The 17,334-nt window shown below is 41.3% G+C and carries 12 protein-coding genes and 2 tRNA genes; 12 read left to right on the plus strand and 2 right to left on the minus strand.

Annotation, left to right across the window (positions count from 1 at the left end; all coding sequences use genetic code 11):
* Positions 1–25 precede the first annotated feature (25 nt).
* The 6 genes from mutS (at position 26) to betB (ending at position 6,681) form a co-directional block, all read left to right on the plus strand.
* Complete coding sequence (mutS, locus tag LV85_RS00755) at positions 26–2,629, plus strand: DNA mismatch repair protein MutS (protein ID WP_111316271.1); 2,604 nt, start codon at positions 26–28, stop codon at positions 2,627–2,629.
* 183 nt (positions 2,630–2,812) lie between these two features.
* Positions 2,813–2,885 (plus strand) — tRNA-Gly (locus LV85_RS00760).
* 102 nt (positions 2,886–2,987) lie between these two features.
* Positions 2,988–3,071 (plus strand) — tRNA-Leu (locus tag LV85_RS00765).
* 361 nt (positions 3,072–3,432) lie between these two features.
* Positions 3,433–4,074 carry a DUF6088 family protein gene (locus LV85_RS00770; protein WP_245942084.1) on the plus strand — a complete coding sequence of 214 codons (642 nt, stop codon included), beginning with the start codon at positions 3,433–3,435 and terminating at the stop codon, positions 4,072–4,074.
* Positions 4,064–5,011: a nucleotidyl transferase AbiEii/AbiGii toxin family protein gene (locus tag LV85_RS00775; protein ID WP_111316503.1), complete on the plus strand. Its 948-nt coding sequence runs from the start codon at positions 4,064–4,066 to the stop codon at positions 5,009–5,011. The genes LV85_RS00770 and LV85_RS00775 overlap by 11 nt, the downstream gene beginning before the upstream one ends.
* Before the next feature lie 218 nt (positions 5,012–5,229).
* Positions 5,230–6,681: a betaine-aldehyde dehydrogenase gene (betB, locus tag LV85_RS00780; protein ID WP_111316272.1), complete on the plus strand. Its 1,452-nt coding sequence runs from the start codon at positions 5,230–5,232 to the stop codon at positions 6,679–6,681.
* Between the two features lie 48 nt (positions 6,682–6,729).
* Here betB and LV85_RS00785 read toward each other — a convergent pair whose 3' ends face one another.
* The gene (locus LV85_RS00785; protein WP_245942086.1) at positions 6,730–8,289 is read right to left on the minus strand and encodes a sodium:solute symporter family protein; all 1,560 of its coding nucleotides are present in this window, start codon (positions 8,287–8,289) and stop codon (positions 6,730–6,732) included.
* A 291-nt stretch (positions 8,290–8,580) separates the two neighbouring features.
* Between LV85_RS00785 and LV85_RS00790 the strand changes: the two genes are divergently transcribed.
* Positions 8,581–9,447: a mechanosensitive ion channel family protein gene (locus LV85_RS00790; protein ID WP_111316274.1), complete on the plus strand. Its 867-nt coding sequence runs from the start codon at positions 8,581–8,583 to the stop codon at positions 9,445–9,447.
* Here the strand turns inward: LV85_RS00790 and LV85_RS00795 are convergent.
* The gene (locus LV85_RS00795) at positions 9,442–9,909 is read right to left on the minus strand and encodes a pyrophosphohydrolase domain-containing protein (RefSeq protein WP_111316275.1); all 468 of its coding nucleotides are present in this window, start codon (positions 9,907–9,909) and stop codon (positions 9,442–9,444) included. The genes LV85_RS00790 and LV85_RS00795 overlap by 6 nt on opposite strands.
* Before the next feature lie 449 nt (positions 9,910–10,358).
* Between LV85_RS00795 and dapF the strand changes: the two genes are divergently transcribed.
* From dapF to LV85_RS00820, 5 genes are all read left to right on the plus strand, one after another.
* Positions 10,359–11,132: a diaminopimelate epimerase gene (dapF, locus tag LV85_RS00800; RefSeq protein WP_111316276.1), complete on the plus strand. Its 774-nt coding sequence runs from the start codon at positions 10,359–10,361 to the stop codon at positions 11,130–11,132.
* 100 nt (positions 11,133–11,232) lie between these two features.
* Entirely contained in the window at positions 11,233–14,613 is a 3,381-nt protein-coding gene (gene secA / locus LV85_RS00805) for a preprotein translocase subunit SecA (RefSeq protein ID WP_111316277.1), read from the plus strand.
* Positions 14,614–14,620: 7 nt separating this feature from the next.
* Positions 14,621–15,166 carry a hypothetical protein gene (locus LV85_RS00810; RefSeq protein WP_111316278.1) on the plus strand — a complete coding sequence of 182 codons (546 nt, stop codon included), beginning with the start codon at positions 14,621–14,623 and terminating at the stop codon, positions 15,164–15,166.
* The gene (locus tag LV85_RS00815; RefSeq protein WP_111316279.1) at positions 15,147–16,337 is read left to right on the plus strand and encodes a M20 metallopeptidase family protein; all 1,191 of its coding nucleotides are present in this window, start codon (positions 15,147–15,149) and stop codon (positions 16,335–16,337) included. The genes LV85_RS00810 and LV85_RS00815 overlap by 20 nt, the downstream gene beginning before the upstream one ends.
* 64 nt (positions 16,338–16,401) lie before the next feature.
* On the plus strand, positions 16,402–17,169 hold the full coding sequence (locus LV85_RS00820) for a S1/P1 nuclease (RefSeq protein WP_111316280.1): 768 nt from the start codon (positions 16,402–16,404) through the stop codon (positions 17,167–17,169).
* The last annotated feature ends 165 nt before the right edge of the window (positions 17,170–17,334 follow it).

Here is a 17,334-nt window from a genome sequence, read left to right on the forward strand (position 1 = left end):
TTAGTATAAAAGTAAGCATACCCCCATGAGTAAGTCAAAAGACGGAAAAGAAACGCCCTTAATGAAGCAGTATAATGCGATAAAAGCCAAGCATCCAGGTGCCTTGCTGCTTTTTCGAGTTGGGGATTTTTATGAGACTTTTGGCGAAGACGCCGTTCGAGCTAGCAAAATACTGGATATCGTTTTGACTAAGCGAGCCAATGGTTCTGCTTCGCACATAGAACTGGCAGGCTTTCCGCATCATTCTTTGGATACCTATTTACCGAAATTAGTGCGGGCGGGGAATCGGGTAGCTATCTGCGATCAGTTGGAAGATCCTAAATCTGTCAAAGGGATTGTTAAACGAGGAGTAACGGAATTAGTGACTCCTGGACTTTCCTTTAATGATCAGGTACTGGACACGAAGAAAAATAATTATTTAGCTTCTATTTCTTTTGGCAAGGAAAAGCATGGGATTGCCTTTCTAGACCTTTCTACGGGGGAATTTATGTGTGCAGAAGGGACTTCATCCTATCTCGAAAAGCTGATTCAAAGCTTCGCACCTTCAGAAATTATTTATTCTAAAGCAGCAAAAAAGCAGGCTGCTGATATGCTGAAGAATGATTTTATCACTTTTCACTGTGAAGACTGGGTTTATCAATATGACTTTACTTACGAGAAACTTAAAACACATTTTGGTACAGCCAATCTGAAAGGATTTGGTATTGAAGAAATCGAAACTGGGATCATAGCAGCTGGTGCGATTTTATATTACTTGGAAGAAACTGAGCATAAAGAGATTCAGCATATTTCCTCGATTTCACGTATTGCTGAGGAGAAATATGTGTGGCTGGACAAATTCACCATTCGCAATTTGGAGCTCGTATTTCCCCAGCACGAGGGCGGAGTTCCTTTGATCAATATCCTGGATCAGACAGTGACTCCTATGGGTTCGAGGATGATGAAAAAGTGGATGGTTTTACCATTGAAGGAAAAATCTACAATAGAAGAGCGACTGAATGTGGTCGATTTCTTCTATCAAAATGAAGCGCTGATAGCCGAAATGGTAGATCCACTGAAGCATATTGGTGATCTGGAGCGATTGATTTCTAAGGTAGTGGTAGGACGTGCTAATCCGCGTGAGATCAATCAAATCAAACGTGCGCTGATCAATATTCAGCCCATTAAAGAACTTCTCAAAAATCAGAAGAATCCTACACTGAAGCGACTATCTGATCAGTTGCATCCATGTGAGTTTTTGCTGGATAAAATCGTCAAGGAGCTCAAAGAAGATGCTCCGATGCTCACTCATCAAGGTGGAATTATCAACGATGGAGTTGATGCGGAATTGGATGAATATCGTGGTTTAGCGAATTCAGGTAAGGATTTTCTGGTTCAAATCCAGCAACGAGAAGTTCAAAAAACAGGAATTACTTCACTCAAAATAGCTTTCAACAAGGTATTTGGATATTACTTGGAAGTGACTCATTCGCACAAAGACAAGGTGCCTGCGGAGTGGATACGTAAACAGACACTCGTCAACGCCGAGCGATACATTACCCCTGAGTTGAAAGAATACGAGGATAAAATCCTGAATGCTGAGGATAAAATGATTGCGATTGAGCAGCGATTTTTTCTGGCACTTGTCCAGGAGACAGCGCAATTTGTGACTCAAATCCAGCAGAACGCCAGAGTGCTCGGTACTTTAGATGTTTTGATTTCTTTTGCACAGGTAGCGATTTCAAATAACTACGCGAGACCTAAAATCTCTGAAACAGAAACTCTAGAAATCAAAGATGGTCGTCATCCTGTGATCGAGAGACAACTGCCTCCAGGAGAGGATTATGTACCGAATGATATTTACCTAGATCACGATTCTCAGCAGATCATGATTATCACAGGTCCCAATATGGCTGGTAAGTCTGCTCTCTTGCGTCAAACGGCTTTGACAGTACTTATGGCTCAGATGGGAAGCTTTGTGCCCGCATCCTTTGCGAGAATCGGTATTATTGATAAGGTTTTCACGCGAGTGGGAGCTTCGGATAATCTTTCCAAAGGCGAATCTACCTTTATGGTGGAGATGACCGAGACCGCCAGTATTTTGAACAACCTATCGGACAGAAGTTTGGTATTGATGGATGAGATTGGTCGAGGGACTTCTACTTATGATGGTATTTCTATCGCTTGGTCTATTGTGGAATACTTACACAATCATCCAACTTTCAGAGCTAAAACGCTTTTTGCTACGCATTACCATGAATTAAATCAACTTGCCAGCGATTTCCCAAAAATCAAAAACTTCAATGTTTCTGTGAAGGAAGTAGGAAACAAAGTGATTTTCATGCGTAAGCTAAAGCCAGGTGGTAGTGAGCATAGTTTCGGTATCCATGTGGCTCAAATGGCCGGAATGCCTAATCCAATTGTGTTGCGAGCAGCTGAGATTATGTCCCATTTGGAGAAAGATAAGGCGGTGGCTGAGCAGAAAGAAAATATTAAGTCTATTCCAAAAAATAACTATCAGCTCAGTATGTTTGAAATGGATCCTAAATTCCAAGAGGCGAAAGATTTGCTTGAAGGAATAGATATCAATGCGATTTCTCCGATTGAAGCATTGCTAAAACTGCATGAGATTAAGAAAAAAATCGAATAGAGGAGGAAAATCATCCATCTGATAAATATATTTATTTGTCTGTAGTGAGTTGAAAATCAATGAAATTGGAAGTTTTGGAAGGAAATACTAAAAAAATTAACAGGTGAATGCTTGTGAATTTATATCTGACCCTTACCTTTGCATCCACAATTCAACTGGATCACGTTTCAGTTAACAACAAAAGCGAGAGTAGCTCAGCTGGTAGAGCACGACCTTGCCAAGGTCGGGGTCGCGAGTTCGAATCTCGTCTCCCGCTCAAAAAGCCCTTGATTCAAGGGCTTTCTTGTTTCAGAATAAAGTAGCTCCGGAAAGTCGGAGTCAAACGGTGACAAAATCTATGTCTCTAGAGATAGATTAAGCCGGGATGGTGGAACTGGTAGACACGCAAGACTTAAAATCTTGTGACCGTAAGGTCGTGCGGGTTCGATTCCCGCTCCTGGTACATAAGCCTCGTAGAGATACGGGGCTTTTTGTGTTTATACAGTTTACTCCAAACTGGTAGAAGTATCGGATCCCAAAACTCCATTATCGCAAAGCCTTCAGTCTTGTAACATTTTTTGGTTTGAATTTATCTCTCCTCCATAAGTACTACTGACTTTTAATTTGGCTTTGCTAAGTCCTACTTACTTTATTTTGTGAAATATGACTCTAGGTACTTTGCTTTTAGTCAAATAACCAAGTTGATCTTCGGATACTAATTTTTTAAATAATTGATATTAAGTTTTTTACAAAAAATTGGCCGTAGTAATATGCATTAGCTCCTATTATATTTTGCATGAATTTTACATGATAAAACTTGCAAAATGAACTTGGTAATGGTAGAATTGTGTTACGGGAGTATTGCAATGAAAAAACTCAATGTATTAAAGCGACATTTAAGACCAGGAAGGGTCTATAGAAGGGATGATCTTATAAAGTGGTCAACCTCTGTGGATCGCCATTTGCAAGAATTAGTAGAAACTGGAACTCTTAAAAAGCTCGCTCAGGGTCTTTATCACTATCCTAGAAAAACTGTATTCGGGGACGCTCCGCCAGAAGAAGATGAATTACTTAAAAGCTTTCTCAAAGATGATCGTTTTCTAGTGACCACTCCCAATGCGTATAACAAATTAGGAGTTGGAACAACTCAACTCTACAATAAGCGTGTGGTGTATAATCACAAGCGCCATGGAGAATTTCAGCTTGGAGGGCGAAAGTTTGATTTTGTACAAAAATATAACTTTCCTAAAAAGGTAAGCCCTGAGTTTTTGGTTGTTGATCTGGTGAATAGCCTAGATAAGTTAGCGGAAGATAAAAACGCAGTTCTGGAGAGCGTATTTGAAAAATTAAAATCCATGGATGTTTCCAAGTTGAAAAAGTCAGTTACTGAGTACGGGAATACCCGCACTCAAAAGATCTTGCTTCCGAAACTACAAAACCTGGAAAGTGATGTTTATGCCTACTAATTACCTCCATGATCATCCTGCATTTAATGACCTGATAAGCATCACAGCAGATGAAAAAGTAATTGATCCTTATCTGATAGAAAAAGATTATTGGATCATGCATGTCCTTTTTGGACTAAAACAGCAAGCCTTCGAATTTGATCTTAAAGGCGGGACCTCTCTTTCCAAAGGGCACAGGATTATTCATCGCTTTTCTGAAGATATCGACATCTACATCAAACCAGATGAAAGCCTAATGGTCAATGAGACCAGTGAGAAGAAAAATGCCATCAAATCCCGATTGGAATTCTATGATCATTTAGCAAGCAGCATTCATATAGATGGTATTATTAAAGTTGAGCGAGATCATGAATTTGATGACACCGTAAAATATCGCAGTGGTGGGATTCGACTTTTTTATAATTCGGTTATAGGTAAGTCTGATGGCATTAAGGAGGGTATTCTATTAGAAGCCGGTTTTGATACTATTACACCAAATAGCCCTAAAACCATCAGCTCATGGGCATATGACAAAGCCTCAGAAACCAATAGCATAGAGTTTATTGATAATCGAGCAGTGGATATAAAATGCTATCACTCTGGATATACTTTTGTTGAAAAGCTTCAAACGGTCGTGACCAAATATCGACAGGAAATCGAAACAGGTGTTCAAAGGCAAAACCTAATGCGCCAATACTACGATCTGGCCAAGTTGCTCGGTCAGCAAGAAGTAAAAGAGTTTATTGGTACCTCAGAATATGAAGAGCATAAATTAGAAAGGTTCCCAAAAAAGGACCTAGAGATCCCCTTACAGAAAAGTGATGCATTGCTTCTCCCAGATGAAAAAATGGAAGAATTTGAAAAAAGATACATTGCTACCAAAGCTCTTTATTATGCTGGTCAGCCGCCCTTTAAAGAGCTTATTGATATTATCCAAAAATCAATAGGACGATTTTAAGCTATAAGGACTAACTAATTCTTAAATAGCCATCCTCCTCAAAAACAGCCCTTCATACTCCATTTAGCAAACCTATACGAACTTGCCAGCCTTGTTTAGGGCTTATTCTATAGAATAAATTTATATTTGGGGCTGAGGCTATTTCTCTTGTGGTGAAACCCATGACATACATTTGGGTTAATTGTTCACCCCTCCATTTCATCCAACAGACATTATTGATGCAAAACATTCCATTATTTATTGGCAATAAGCCATTTCCAGGAACAGGTAAGAAGTTTAACAATTACAATCCTGCAACTGGTGAAGTATTAAATGAAGTGTGCAGTGCTTCGCAAGAAGATTTCGAAAAAGCGATCGAATCCGCTAAAGAAGGATTTAAGACTTGGTCTGCCATGTCTCCTACTGAGCGAGGAAAAATTTTGCATAAAGCCTCTAGACTTTTACGTGAAAAGAATGATGAATTGGCGGTATTGGAATCTCAGGATGCGGGTAAGCCTATTCGTGAAGCACTAGAAGTGGATGTTGTTTCTGGAGCAGATTGTCTAGAATATTACGCTGGTATTGCTTCTTCCATGCATGGAGAGCATATTAATTTGGGTGATGATTTTGCCTATACACGTAGAGAGCCTTTAGGGATCTGTGCAGGCATAGGAGCCTGGAATTACCCAATTCAGATTGCTTGCTGGAAATCAGCTCCTGCCTTGGCATGTGGCAACGTGATGATTTTCAAACCGGCGGAACTTACACCCCTTACTGCCTATAAACTGGCGGAAGTATATAAAGAAGCTGGTTTGCCAGATGGAGTTTTCAATGTAGTACAAGGAGACGGAGAAGTAGGACAAATGATGACTTCGCATCCAGATATATCCAAGGTATCCATTACTGGAGAAGTAGGAACTGGTAAGAAAGTAATGGCTGCCGCAGCCGCTACCCTGAAGCATGTGACTTTGGAGTTAGGAGGTAAATCACCAATTATAGTGTTTGAAGATGCAGACCTAGAAGAAGCTGTGAATGGAGTTTTACTAGGCAATTTTTATACGCAAGGAGAAATCTGTAGCAATGGTACACGTGTATTTGTGCATGCTGCTATTCGTGAAAAATTCCTTGAAATACTCGTAGAGCGAACCAAAAATCTGAAAGTGGGCGATCCTGCTGATCCAACAACTCACATTGGCGCATTGATTAATCAAAATCATTTCGAAAAGGTGATGGGCTACATCACATTGGGGAAAGAGCAGGGAGCAGAATTGATCCATGGTGGCAACCAGGTAAATGTAGCTGGATGTGAAGGAGGCTATTTTGTAGAACCTACTATTTTCGCCAGTGCCCAGGATGAAGTACGAATCGTAGAAGAGGAAATCTTCGGTCCTGTGATGTCCATACTGACTTTTACAGGAGAGGAAGATGTTTTGCAACGTGCTAATAATACTCCTTTTGGACTTGCGGCTGGTGTATATACCCATGACCTAAGAAGGGCTCATCGCATGGTGGCCAAGTTGCAGGCGGGAATTTGTTGGGTAAATACCTTTAATATCACACCTGTGGAAATTCCTTTTGGGGGATACAAGCAGTCGGGAATTGGACGTGAAAACGGTTTGGCAGCGATTGAGCATTATTCTCAGCTCAAAACAGTTTATATCGCCATGAAAGATTTGGGAAATCCGTTCTAAATCATTTTGCCCCTTTAGCCCATAAAAGCTAAAGGGGCAAAATATTAATTACCCCATTTTTTTGAGTGCTAGTGGTGGACAGCTTTTCTGAGTTAATCGAGACACAACAAGGATGCTGATTAAGCCACATGCCATTGCTAATGTTCTGAAAGGGAAAAGAACCACTCCATCAGCCTGAGTCATTGGGTAAGGGATGATTGCTTCGATTCCAAAGACAGGTTCTCCAGCTCCAAATCGTAGAATAAAGGAAACAACTAATCCTGCTATCGCACCATAGCGATTGGCTTTCTTGTCGAAAAGCGCACAAACCAGTGGTGGGAAAAGAAGACAGTACACCAAATCACTACACAAAAACCAAAGTGCATAGACACTTTGCACCTGTAGCGCAATAAGCGTAGCAGCAATACCAATAATCCAGATTACTTTTTTGATAACCTTGGCAAGAGATTTAGAATCAATATTTGGTTTCAAAAGCTTCCGGTATAAATTCCATGAAGCCATAGATGAAGCCGATAGGATAGAAGAATCCACAGAAGACATCACTGCAGCGGCGATGGCACCAAGGCCAACAGTCGCTACAATAGGGTTGGTCAGATATCGAACTACATAAGGCAGAGTAAGTGCTGCATCCTCAGGTGGAGCTATTCCAAGCGCGTTCCAGTCCACCACATTTCCGATCACACCAATCATAATCGCCGGAATAGCAGCTACTAAGCATACAAAGCCTGCTATAATAGAAAGGCGCATTGCTACTTTTTCATTTTTGGAAGCCAAAACTCTCTGAAAGTAAACTTGCCATGGAATACCACCGAATATTAGCAGTAATGCTGAATCCCACCAGTTCCAATAGTAATCTCCCCAAAGTTCATTTTTCCAGCCATCTAGCGGAGGAAATAAATCAGCAAAAATTCCTTTATTTTCTTGATAGGTCGCCCAGGCATAATCCCATCCGCCGACTTTATCTAAAGCAAAAGGAATGACTAGAATAAGCCCTAGGAACAATAAAGCCATCTGTATGACATCTGTAAAAGCTACTGCCCACAATCCGCCAAGCGCTGTATAAGCAATGGCGATGGCTGCAGACAAGATAATAGAAGGGACAAAGTCCATTCCTAGCACCGTACCGAAAGTGGTACCCAATGCGGTAAGAATCGCAGAAGTCCAAAACAATTCTCCTGTGATCGCTGGTAGGCTTAAGGCTGCTGCTACATTTTTGCCAAATCGCTGCTCCAAGGGATCAATCATCGTTTTGAACTCATATCGGCGCATTTTCCGGGCAAAAAATAAGCCTCCAATGATGAGGCTTAGTGCATATCCCCAGGGTGCTTGTACCCAGGCGAGGCCAGAAGAATTTGTGTACTCTGCCGTCCCATTGATGTAGCCTCCTCCTACCCAAGTGGCACTCATGGTAAAGATGGCGACCCCTAGAGGCAGGGATCGTCCCGCCAGCATGACACTGTCCTCTGTGTCCTGACTTTTCATATTTGCTGCATAAGTTCCTATGTAGAAAATAGCGGCATAGAAAAACATCATAGCAATGAATCCTGGCCAGTAGACAGGTCTGCCCATCCAATGCATAATGGCACCGGCGAGCAATAAAACAAACATGATTATTAAGGAGGGAAATAACTTTTTAAGCATTGGGGGTGATTCTTTTCAACCTTGAATATTGACATGCAGATAGGTGTTGGATTTATTCAAGAAATAGAACCCAACAGAAAATAATATCCGCAAAGAGTGATTAGAGACATGCAAGCTACTATTTTTAATGGGAAGGGTCCCTGTAATCTGTGTTTTTCACGGAATTAGGACTTTTAGTGGAAGGATAGTGCTGTGTCTGGAAGCTTGAGCTTTTGAAAATAATAATCTCTACCATGAATTTTTTGTATTTTCGAACCCATGGAAGAATTGAAATTTCTATCAGCTGATTGGGCTACTGTAAAACATTGGCTGATCATAGCTGGCATAGCGATCGCCACTTTTTTGTTTTTTCTCTTTTTAGCTAGAAAGCTGCGAACACTATTGAGCAAGAGGCTAATCAAGAGGATGGACGATGATCTACTAGCGAATTTTCTAGCAGGTATTTTTGGATCAATAGTGCTTCTAATCGGTTTGCTAGTCGTGTTCCGTATCATTGGACTGACAGGAGTAATCTCAGGCATGCTTGCTGGAGCTGGGATATCTGCCTTTATCATCGGTTTTGCGCTGAAAGATATTGGAGAAAACTTCCTTGCTGGAATTATCTTGGCGTTCAAACGGCCATTTCGAGTAGGAGATGTGGTGGATATCAATGGAATCAGAGGTCAAGTCTTGACATTGAATCTTCGAGATACTCAGATCAAAACTGGTGATGGCAAAGATGTATTTATTCCCAACGGAATTATCTTGAAGAATCCATTGATCAATTTTACTATTGATGGATTTCTACGCTATGATTTTATTGTAGGACTGGATTACGGCTCTGATTATCAAGCTGCGATTGAAGTGATCAAATCGGCAATTGTGGAGGTTCCTGGTGTGTTGGATAGTTCCAAATTGCCCTCAGTGTGGGTGACTGAGATGGCAGAAAGTACACTGAATATTCAGGTCACTTTTTGGGTAGATACTTTTGAGCGTGCTATCTCAGATGCTGTGGTAAAAAGTTCGGCGATTCTCGCAGTGCTGGGGGCATTAGAAAAGGCCGACTTTAATATGCCGGCCCGAATTGTAGAGTTGAAGAATTATCAGGGGAAGGAATTGAAAACCTCCGTCCCTAATTCGTTATGATTTGATGATTCCAGCTAAATCAGCCGGTGAATAAGCTACTGATTTTAGTGTTTTTCGATCGCCTTCTCTGAATACCAAGAACAAATCGCCCTCTTTTTCATAGAAGCATTCCGTGCCTTTAGCATTGTAGTGGGCCACGGTTGCTTTGGCCTCATCTTCAGTTTTACAGGCTTTACTCATATTGGAGCGCTGCACTTCGTCGAAGAGGGTTTTGAATTTTTCCCCCAAACCAAATTCCAAAATTGCTCCAGAAAGCACGTATTGCAAATCACATAAGGCATCAGCCACTTCGACCAAGTCATTATTTGCGATCGCTTCTTCTAGTTCTTTCAGCTCCTCAGCCAACAGAGAGATTCGTAGATCACATCTTACTTTCTCAGGAATAACCGGAGAAGGCAAAACTGGGTGTTTGAAAGTTTCGTGAAATAAAGCGACGGAAGTAAGTGACTTAGGATCTTGCATTTTTTTGAGTTGTTGAAATCGAGCATGACTTCAAAGTCACACACCGGGATGATTATAACTTAGCGAGATTCCATGTGACCATTAAAAACAAATTATGAACACATGAAAGGCTGAAATAACTAAAAAACAGTGGATTTTCCGGCCTTTTTTGCGATGGAATTGGAATAAGATTCGTGGATGCTGCCTCAAATTGGTTCCGCAATGTTATTTCTTTCAGATCTATAATGTCCATTAATGGATTGTCATAAGTCTGCGATTACGTCCTCAGCTTACTTTATCCGGGTATGTGTACATATATTTTTTTAAAAAAGCGGGAGAAAGCAGGCTTTAACTGTCTTATTTGAAATTGAGAATCAGACAATAAGTCTGTTTTTGTGACAAGATGTTTAAGTTTGTGGTTCAGTAAGGGCTTGGATGGGTTTTTGTCCCGATGTTCACAACAATTTTCCATGGAAATTTCATTTTACAAATATCAAGGAACCGGCAATGACTTCGTCATGATCGATGATCGTGAGGAGAAGTTTGATGATTCGAATTTGAAACTAGTCTCTAAGCTATGCGATCGAAAGTTTGGTGTAGGCGCTGATGGCTTGATTTTGATCCGAAATCATAAGGATTTTGATTTCGAGATGATCTATTTCAATGCCGATGGATCTCAGAGTATGTGTGGTAATGGTGCCAGATGCGCAGTTGCCTTTTCGGCTTTTCTAGGAATTTTGGATGAAAAGACGAGTTTTCTAGCAATTGACGGAGCTCATGAGGCTATTCTGAAAGACGGATTGGTGCAATTGCTGATGGGCGATGTCGCTGGCATAGACGAGAAAGAAGCTGATTTCTTTGTCAATACAGGTTCGCCACATCACATTCGATTTGTAGAAGATGTTCAGAACTATCCCATTTTCGAAGAAGGAAAAAAAGTGCGCTACGATCAAATATATGCTCCTGCTGGAACCAATGTCAATTTCGTGGAAAAAGTAAGTGCCGATGAGATCTTCGTTCGAACCTATGAGAGAGGTGTTGAGGATGAGACGCTTTCTTGTGGAACTGGAGTAACCGCCGCTGCGATTGCTTTTGGCAAGGATCAAGCCGCTGCGACTATTAAAATAAAGACCCTTGGAGGTCAATTATCTGTGAAATTTAATGCTTCCGAAAATGGAGCCTTCAATAAAGTATGGCTAATAGGACCTGCGGAGCAGGTTTTTGCCGGGAAAATAAGTGTTTAACCAGCCAATGGAGCTCTACTCCGATGAACTGGTTTTATTATCAATTATAACAAAAAGGGCTTAATTTTGAAGCCCTAATAGAGAATAACAATAAGCTAGCATGTTAGATATTATAGCAAAAGGTATTGCAAAAGTATTTGGAACCAAGTCCGACAGAGATATCAAAGAACTTCTTCCGATCGTCACAAAGATCAATGAAGCTTTTTCTGGTTTAAAGAACCTCAGTGATGATCAATTGCGGGCAAAAACTGGAGAAATCAAGCTTGAAATCAACGCACATCTGAAGGAATTCGACGATAAGATCAGTACCATCAGATCACAGGTGGATGATTTGCCTTTGAAAGCAATCCATGAAAAAGATCAGCTTTTCAATCAGATCGATCAAATCGAAAAAGATCGAAATGAAGCCCTAGAAGTAGTTTTAGAGAAGGTTTTGCCAAAGGCTTTCGCAGTAGTAAAAGAAACCGCGAGACGCTTCAAGGAAAATGGTAAGCTAGTTGTGACGGCTAATGATCAGGATCGTGAACTCTCTGCAAGTAAGCAGAATGTAGAGATCCAAGGTGAAGAAGCTATCTGGCATAACAAGTGGATGGCCGCAGGTACTGAAGTAGTTTGGGACATGATCCATTACGATGTTCAGCTTATCGGTGGTATGGTGCTTCACAAAGGAAATATTGCCGAAATGGCGACTGGTGAAGGTAAAACATTGGTTTCTACCCTACCTGCTTATCTCAATGCACTTGCTGGTCGTGGTGTTCACATCGTAACAGTGAATGATTACCTGGCCAAGCGTGACTCCGAATGGAATGCGCCACTTTTTGAATTCCACGGATTGACAGTGGATTGTATTGATAAATATACCCCCAACTCAGCTGGACGTAAGAAAGCCTATAGATCGGATATCGTCTACGGTACCAATAACGAATTTGGTTTCGATTACCTAAGAGATAACATGGCTCGTGAAGCTGGTGATCTAGTTCAGGGCAAGCATCACTTTGCAATGATTGATGAGGTCGATTCCGTGTTGATTGATGACGCGAGAACACCATTGATTATCTCTGGACCTGTGCCTAAAGGTGATGTGCATGAGTTTGATGATATGAAGCCTCGAGTTTCTACCCTAGTAGATGAGCAGCGCAAGCTGGTACAGGGTTTCTTGAGCTCTGCAAAGAAAATGATTGCTGACGGCAATGATAAAGAAGGTGGAGTAGCGCTATTCCGTGCATTCCGTGGAATGCCGAAGTACAAGCCATTGATTAAATACCTTTCTGAACCAGGGGTTCGAGTGATCCTACAGAAGACTGAAAACCATTTCCTTCAGGACAATAAGCGTCAAATGCCAGAAGCAGATGAGCCGCTTTTGTTTACCATAGATGAAAAAACAAACGTAGTCGATTTGACCGATCGTGGTATCGAGACGATGACTACCAAGAATGAAAATACTGAATTCTTCATTCTTCCAGATATCGGAGTTTTGATCGCGGATTTGGAAAAAGAAGAAGGAGTCGACGATACTGAGAAGCTTGTTCGCAAGGAAGAAGCAATCAAAGATTATAGCGTAAAAGCACAACGAATTCACACTGTAAATCAATTGCTTAAGGCATATTGTATGTTTGAAAAAGACACCGAGTATATCTTGGTGGATGGCAAGGTAAAAATTGTCGATGAGCAAACTGGTCGTGTGATGGAAGGTCGTCGTTATTCTGACGGATTGCACCAGGCGATCGAGGCGAAGGAAAATGTGAAAGTGGAAGACGCTACACAAACCTACGCGACGATTACCCTTCAGAATTACTTCAGGATGTATCACAAGCTTGCTGGTATGACTGGTACTGCGGAGACTGAAGCAGGTGAATTCTGGGAGATCTACAAACTGGATGTAGTTGTAATTCCTACCAATAAGCCGATTATCAGAGCTGACCGTGATGATAAAGTTTACAAGACTGTTCGTGAGAAATTCAACGCTGTTGGTGATGAGATCAATGAACTAGTAGCTGCAGGAAGACCTGTTCTAGTGGGTACTACTTCGGTAGAAATCTCTGAGGTACTCAGTAGAATGTTGACACTGAAGAAAATTCCTCATCAAGTATTGAATGCGAAGCAGCATGCTAAAGAAGCGGATGTAGTGGCAATTGCTGGTCAGTCTGGCACAGTTACTATTGCTACCAACATGGCTGGTCGTGGTACAGATATTAAGCTTTCTCCAGAAGCCAAAAAAGCTGGTGGTTTGGCGATCATCGGTACAGAGCGTCACGAATCACGTCGTGTCGATAGACAGCTTCGAGGTAGATCTGGTCGTCAAGGAGACGTGGGTTCATCCCAATTCTTTGTGTCACTTGAGGATAGCTTGATGCGTCTTTTCGGTTCAGATCGTATCGCCAAGCTGATGGATAGAATGGGCCTTGAAGAAGGAGAAGTAATCCAGCACAGCATGATTTCTAAGTCTATCGAGCGTGCACAGCGTAAGGTGGAGGAAAATAACTTTGGTACGAGAAAGAGACTACTTGAATACGATGATGTGATGAACTCACAGCGTGAAGTGGTCTATAAGAGAAGAAGAAATGCACTGAAAGGGGAAAGATTAGAATTGGATATTTTGAACATACTTTACGATGTCTGCGAAGGCCTGGTAGATATGGGCAAATCCAATCCAGATCCTGAGGACTTCAGAATGAATGTGTTCACTACTTTAGGAGTGGATCATATTGTATCTGAAAATGATCTGAAGTCTAAAGATCCAGCTCAGATGACTCAGGAGCTTTATACCCTAGCTTTTGAAACTTATCAGAAGAAAAGTGAAGTGATGATGAGCACTGCACTTCCAATTTTCAAGCGAGTTCAAGAAGAAAGAGGAGCTACTGTGAAAGATATCATGGTACCTATTTCTGACGGAATCAAGCAAATTGGCGTAGTGGTGAACCTTGAGGATACCGTGAATTCTGAAGGTAGAGAATTGGTGAGAGCCATCGAGAAAAATGTATCGCTTGCCATTATTGATCAAAACTGGAAAGAGCATCTTAGAGATATGGATGACTTGAAGCAGTCGGTTCAAAATGCTGTGTATGAGCAAAAGGATCCTTTATTGATCTATAAGTTTGAAGCATTCGAGATGTTCAAGCGCTTCATTGGTAAGTTGAATGAAGATATGAGTACCTTCTTGACAAGGGCAGATTTGCCTAAGCAAGATCCTAATCAGGTACATGCTGCGGCTCCGCAAAAAACTGCCGAACCACAAGTGCAAGCGACCAAGGCTGATTCTGGAAGTACCCTAAATCCTGGTGCTAACCGTGCTGCAGTAGCTGCTTCCAATGCTGGAAGACCTGCTCCGCAAGTGGTGGCGCCAAGAAAATCTGACAAGGCTTACGGAAGAAATGACAAAGTTTCTGTGCAATACACTAATGGAACCACCAAAAAGGATGTGAAATACAAAAGTGTGGAACAAGATGTGCAGGAAGGTAAATGTGTGATCATTGATAATTAAAAATAGTATGAGGATATTCTGGATTTTAGGATTGGCATTGATATTAGCGAGTTGTAATACCTCGCGTAAAACGACGAGTTCTGCATCAAGCTATGCGAATTATCAGGAAAATTTGAATCCATCTCTACCCGTTTATCCAGATTATCGTGCACAGATGAATACAAAAGCATCATTTGAATCAGCAGAGTCTGCCGAGGCAATTGATGCACAACTAGCGCAAGTGCAAGCGAGCTTAATTAGCAAGAATAAGTCTGAGCCTTATTTCAGTGGATATTCAGTTTTAATTTATTCAGGGATTGATCGTGAAAAAGCTTTCAAAACCCGTGATGATTTGGCCATGAATTACCCTGATCTTACCCCAGAAATGCAATATGAGCAGCCAAGGTATCTTGTGAAAGTTGGAAAATTCACCCACAAAATAGAAGCTCAAAAGAGCTTTGCAGAAGTAAAATCAGAATTCCCAACAGCGAGGATAATTCAAGATCGCTTTCAGCGTGAAGAATTTAAAACGCTAAACGAACTCAATCAAGAAAATGCTGAAGGACAAAATTAAATCTCTGGCTAAGGCCTACAAAGAAGAAGTAATTGCAAATCGTCGCCATCTTCATGCAAATCCTGAGCTTTCTTACCAAGAGTTTAATACTGCTGAGTTTGTAAAGAAAAAGCTTCAAGAAATAGGAATAACTAATATCGAATCTAAGGCCGACACTGGATGGTCTGCTTTGATTGAGGGTAAAAACCCGAGTAAACGTGTTGTTGCCCTTCGTGCAGATATGGACGCATTGCCGATCATAGAGGCAAATGATGTTTCTTACAAATCTCAAAACCCAGGCGTCATGCATGCCTGCGGACATGATGCACATACCGCATCTTTACTAGGTGCCGCCAAAATACTAAATGAGGTAAAAGATCAATTCGAAGGAACGATCAAGTTGATTTTTCAACCTGGCGAAGAAGTGGCTCCTGGTGGGGCTTCTTTGATGATCGCTGATAAAGTACTCGAAAATCCTCGTCCAAATGGAATTATAGGCCAGCACGTGATGCCCTTTATCGAAGTAGGCAAAGTTGGTTTTCGTCCTGGTATTTATATGGCTAGTGCTGATGAAATCTACGTCACCGTAAAAGGTAAAGGTGGTCATGCGGCCATGCCTGAGACTTTGATTGATCCGGTGCTGATTGCTTCTCATATGATTGTTGCTTTGCAGCAAGTAGTGAGTAGAGCGGCCAGCCCAAAGATCCCATCTGTACTTTCTTTTGGTAGAGTGGAGGCATTAGGAGCTACCAATGTGATTCCTAATGAAGTGAAGATCCAAGGCACTTTCCGTACTCTTGATGAGGATTGGAGAGCGAAGGCTCATGAGAAGATGCTTTCTATTGCCAAAGGAATCGTAGAAGGAATGGGCGGAGAAGTTGACTTTGATATCCGAAAAGGCTATCCATTTTTGAAAAATGATCCTGAATTGACAGAAAGATCTCATCAGGCTGCAATAGCTTACCTAGGAGAGGAAAATGTACTCGATTTAGATATTTGGATGGCAGCAGAAGATTTTGCTTTCTATTCTCAGGAAGTGGAAGGTTGCTTCTACAGATTGGGAACTAGAAATGAAGCTAAAGGTATTACATCTGGGGTTCATACGCCTACTTTCGATATTGATGAAGATTCCTTGGAAATTGGAGCTGGTTTGATGGCTTTCTTGGCTGTGTCCGAGCTCGAAAAAGCCTAGATTTTCGATAACTTTCCTTTAGTCTTTTTTGCAGAAATTTTCCGCTTTCTTAGAGATTCCTAACATGAAAAAACTCCTTACTACCTCAGTTTTTGTTTTTCTAATAGCCACTCAAAGCTTCGCTTGGGGCCAACTGGGCCATTATTTGATTGGCTATATGGCAGAAATGCAATTGAAGCGATCAGTACGTAAAAAGGTGGAAAAAGTACTCTATCCTATGTCTATAGGCAGAAGTGGAACCTGGATGGATGAGATCAAATCTGACCGAGCATTTGATTATGCTAATCCTTGGCACTACATGACTAGCATTGCTGGAGAATACGATGAGTCTATTCAGGAGAAAGGTGGGAATGTCTATGCAGAAATCATTCGAATCAAGTCTGAGCTGAAAGCTGGAAATCTATCTCCAGAGAAAGAAGCTGAAATGCTGAAAATGCTCATCCACTTAGTCGAAGACATCCATCAGCCGTTGCACGTAGGAACTGGTGAGGACAGGGGTGGAAATGATGTGAAGCTTAGCTATTTTGGCCGATCCACCAATCTACATGCAGTATGGGATTCAAGCATAATAGAAGGCTGGAATATGAGTTATACCGAGATAGGAGATGAATTATCAGGTAGATTGAATAAAGACCTTATTGCAGGATATAGAGCCGGAGGTATAGATACCTGGCTTGCGGAAGCTGTAGCTGCAAGACCTTTGATTTATAATCTCCCAGAAAACAAGAAGCTCTCTTACAACTATGGTTTCGATACCAGAGCTACAATTGAAGAAAGATTGATTGCAGCCAGTATTCGTCTAGCTCAGATTTTAGAAGAGATATACGGGTAAGAGGAAAGTTTATTTTCACATAATGCCGTTGGGATATTGTTGACCAACGGCATTTGTGTTTTCTTGACTTACAGTTTGTAAACTCAGGCAAAATATCTTTCATCCATTTCTTCAATTGCAGTCCCTTATCAGGGAATTCGGGAGAAATTGTAGCAATGGCAAAAA

Source organism: Algoriphagus chordae, from assembly GCF_003254055.1.
Taxonomy (GTDB): domain Bacteria; phylum Bacteroidota; class Bacteroidia; order Cytophagales; family Cyclobacteriaceae; genus Algoriphagus; species Algoriphagus chordae.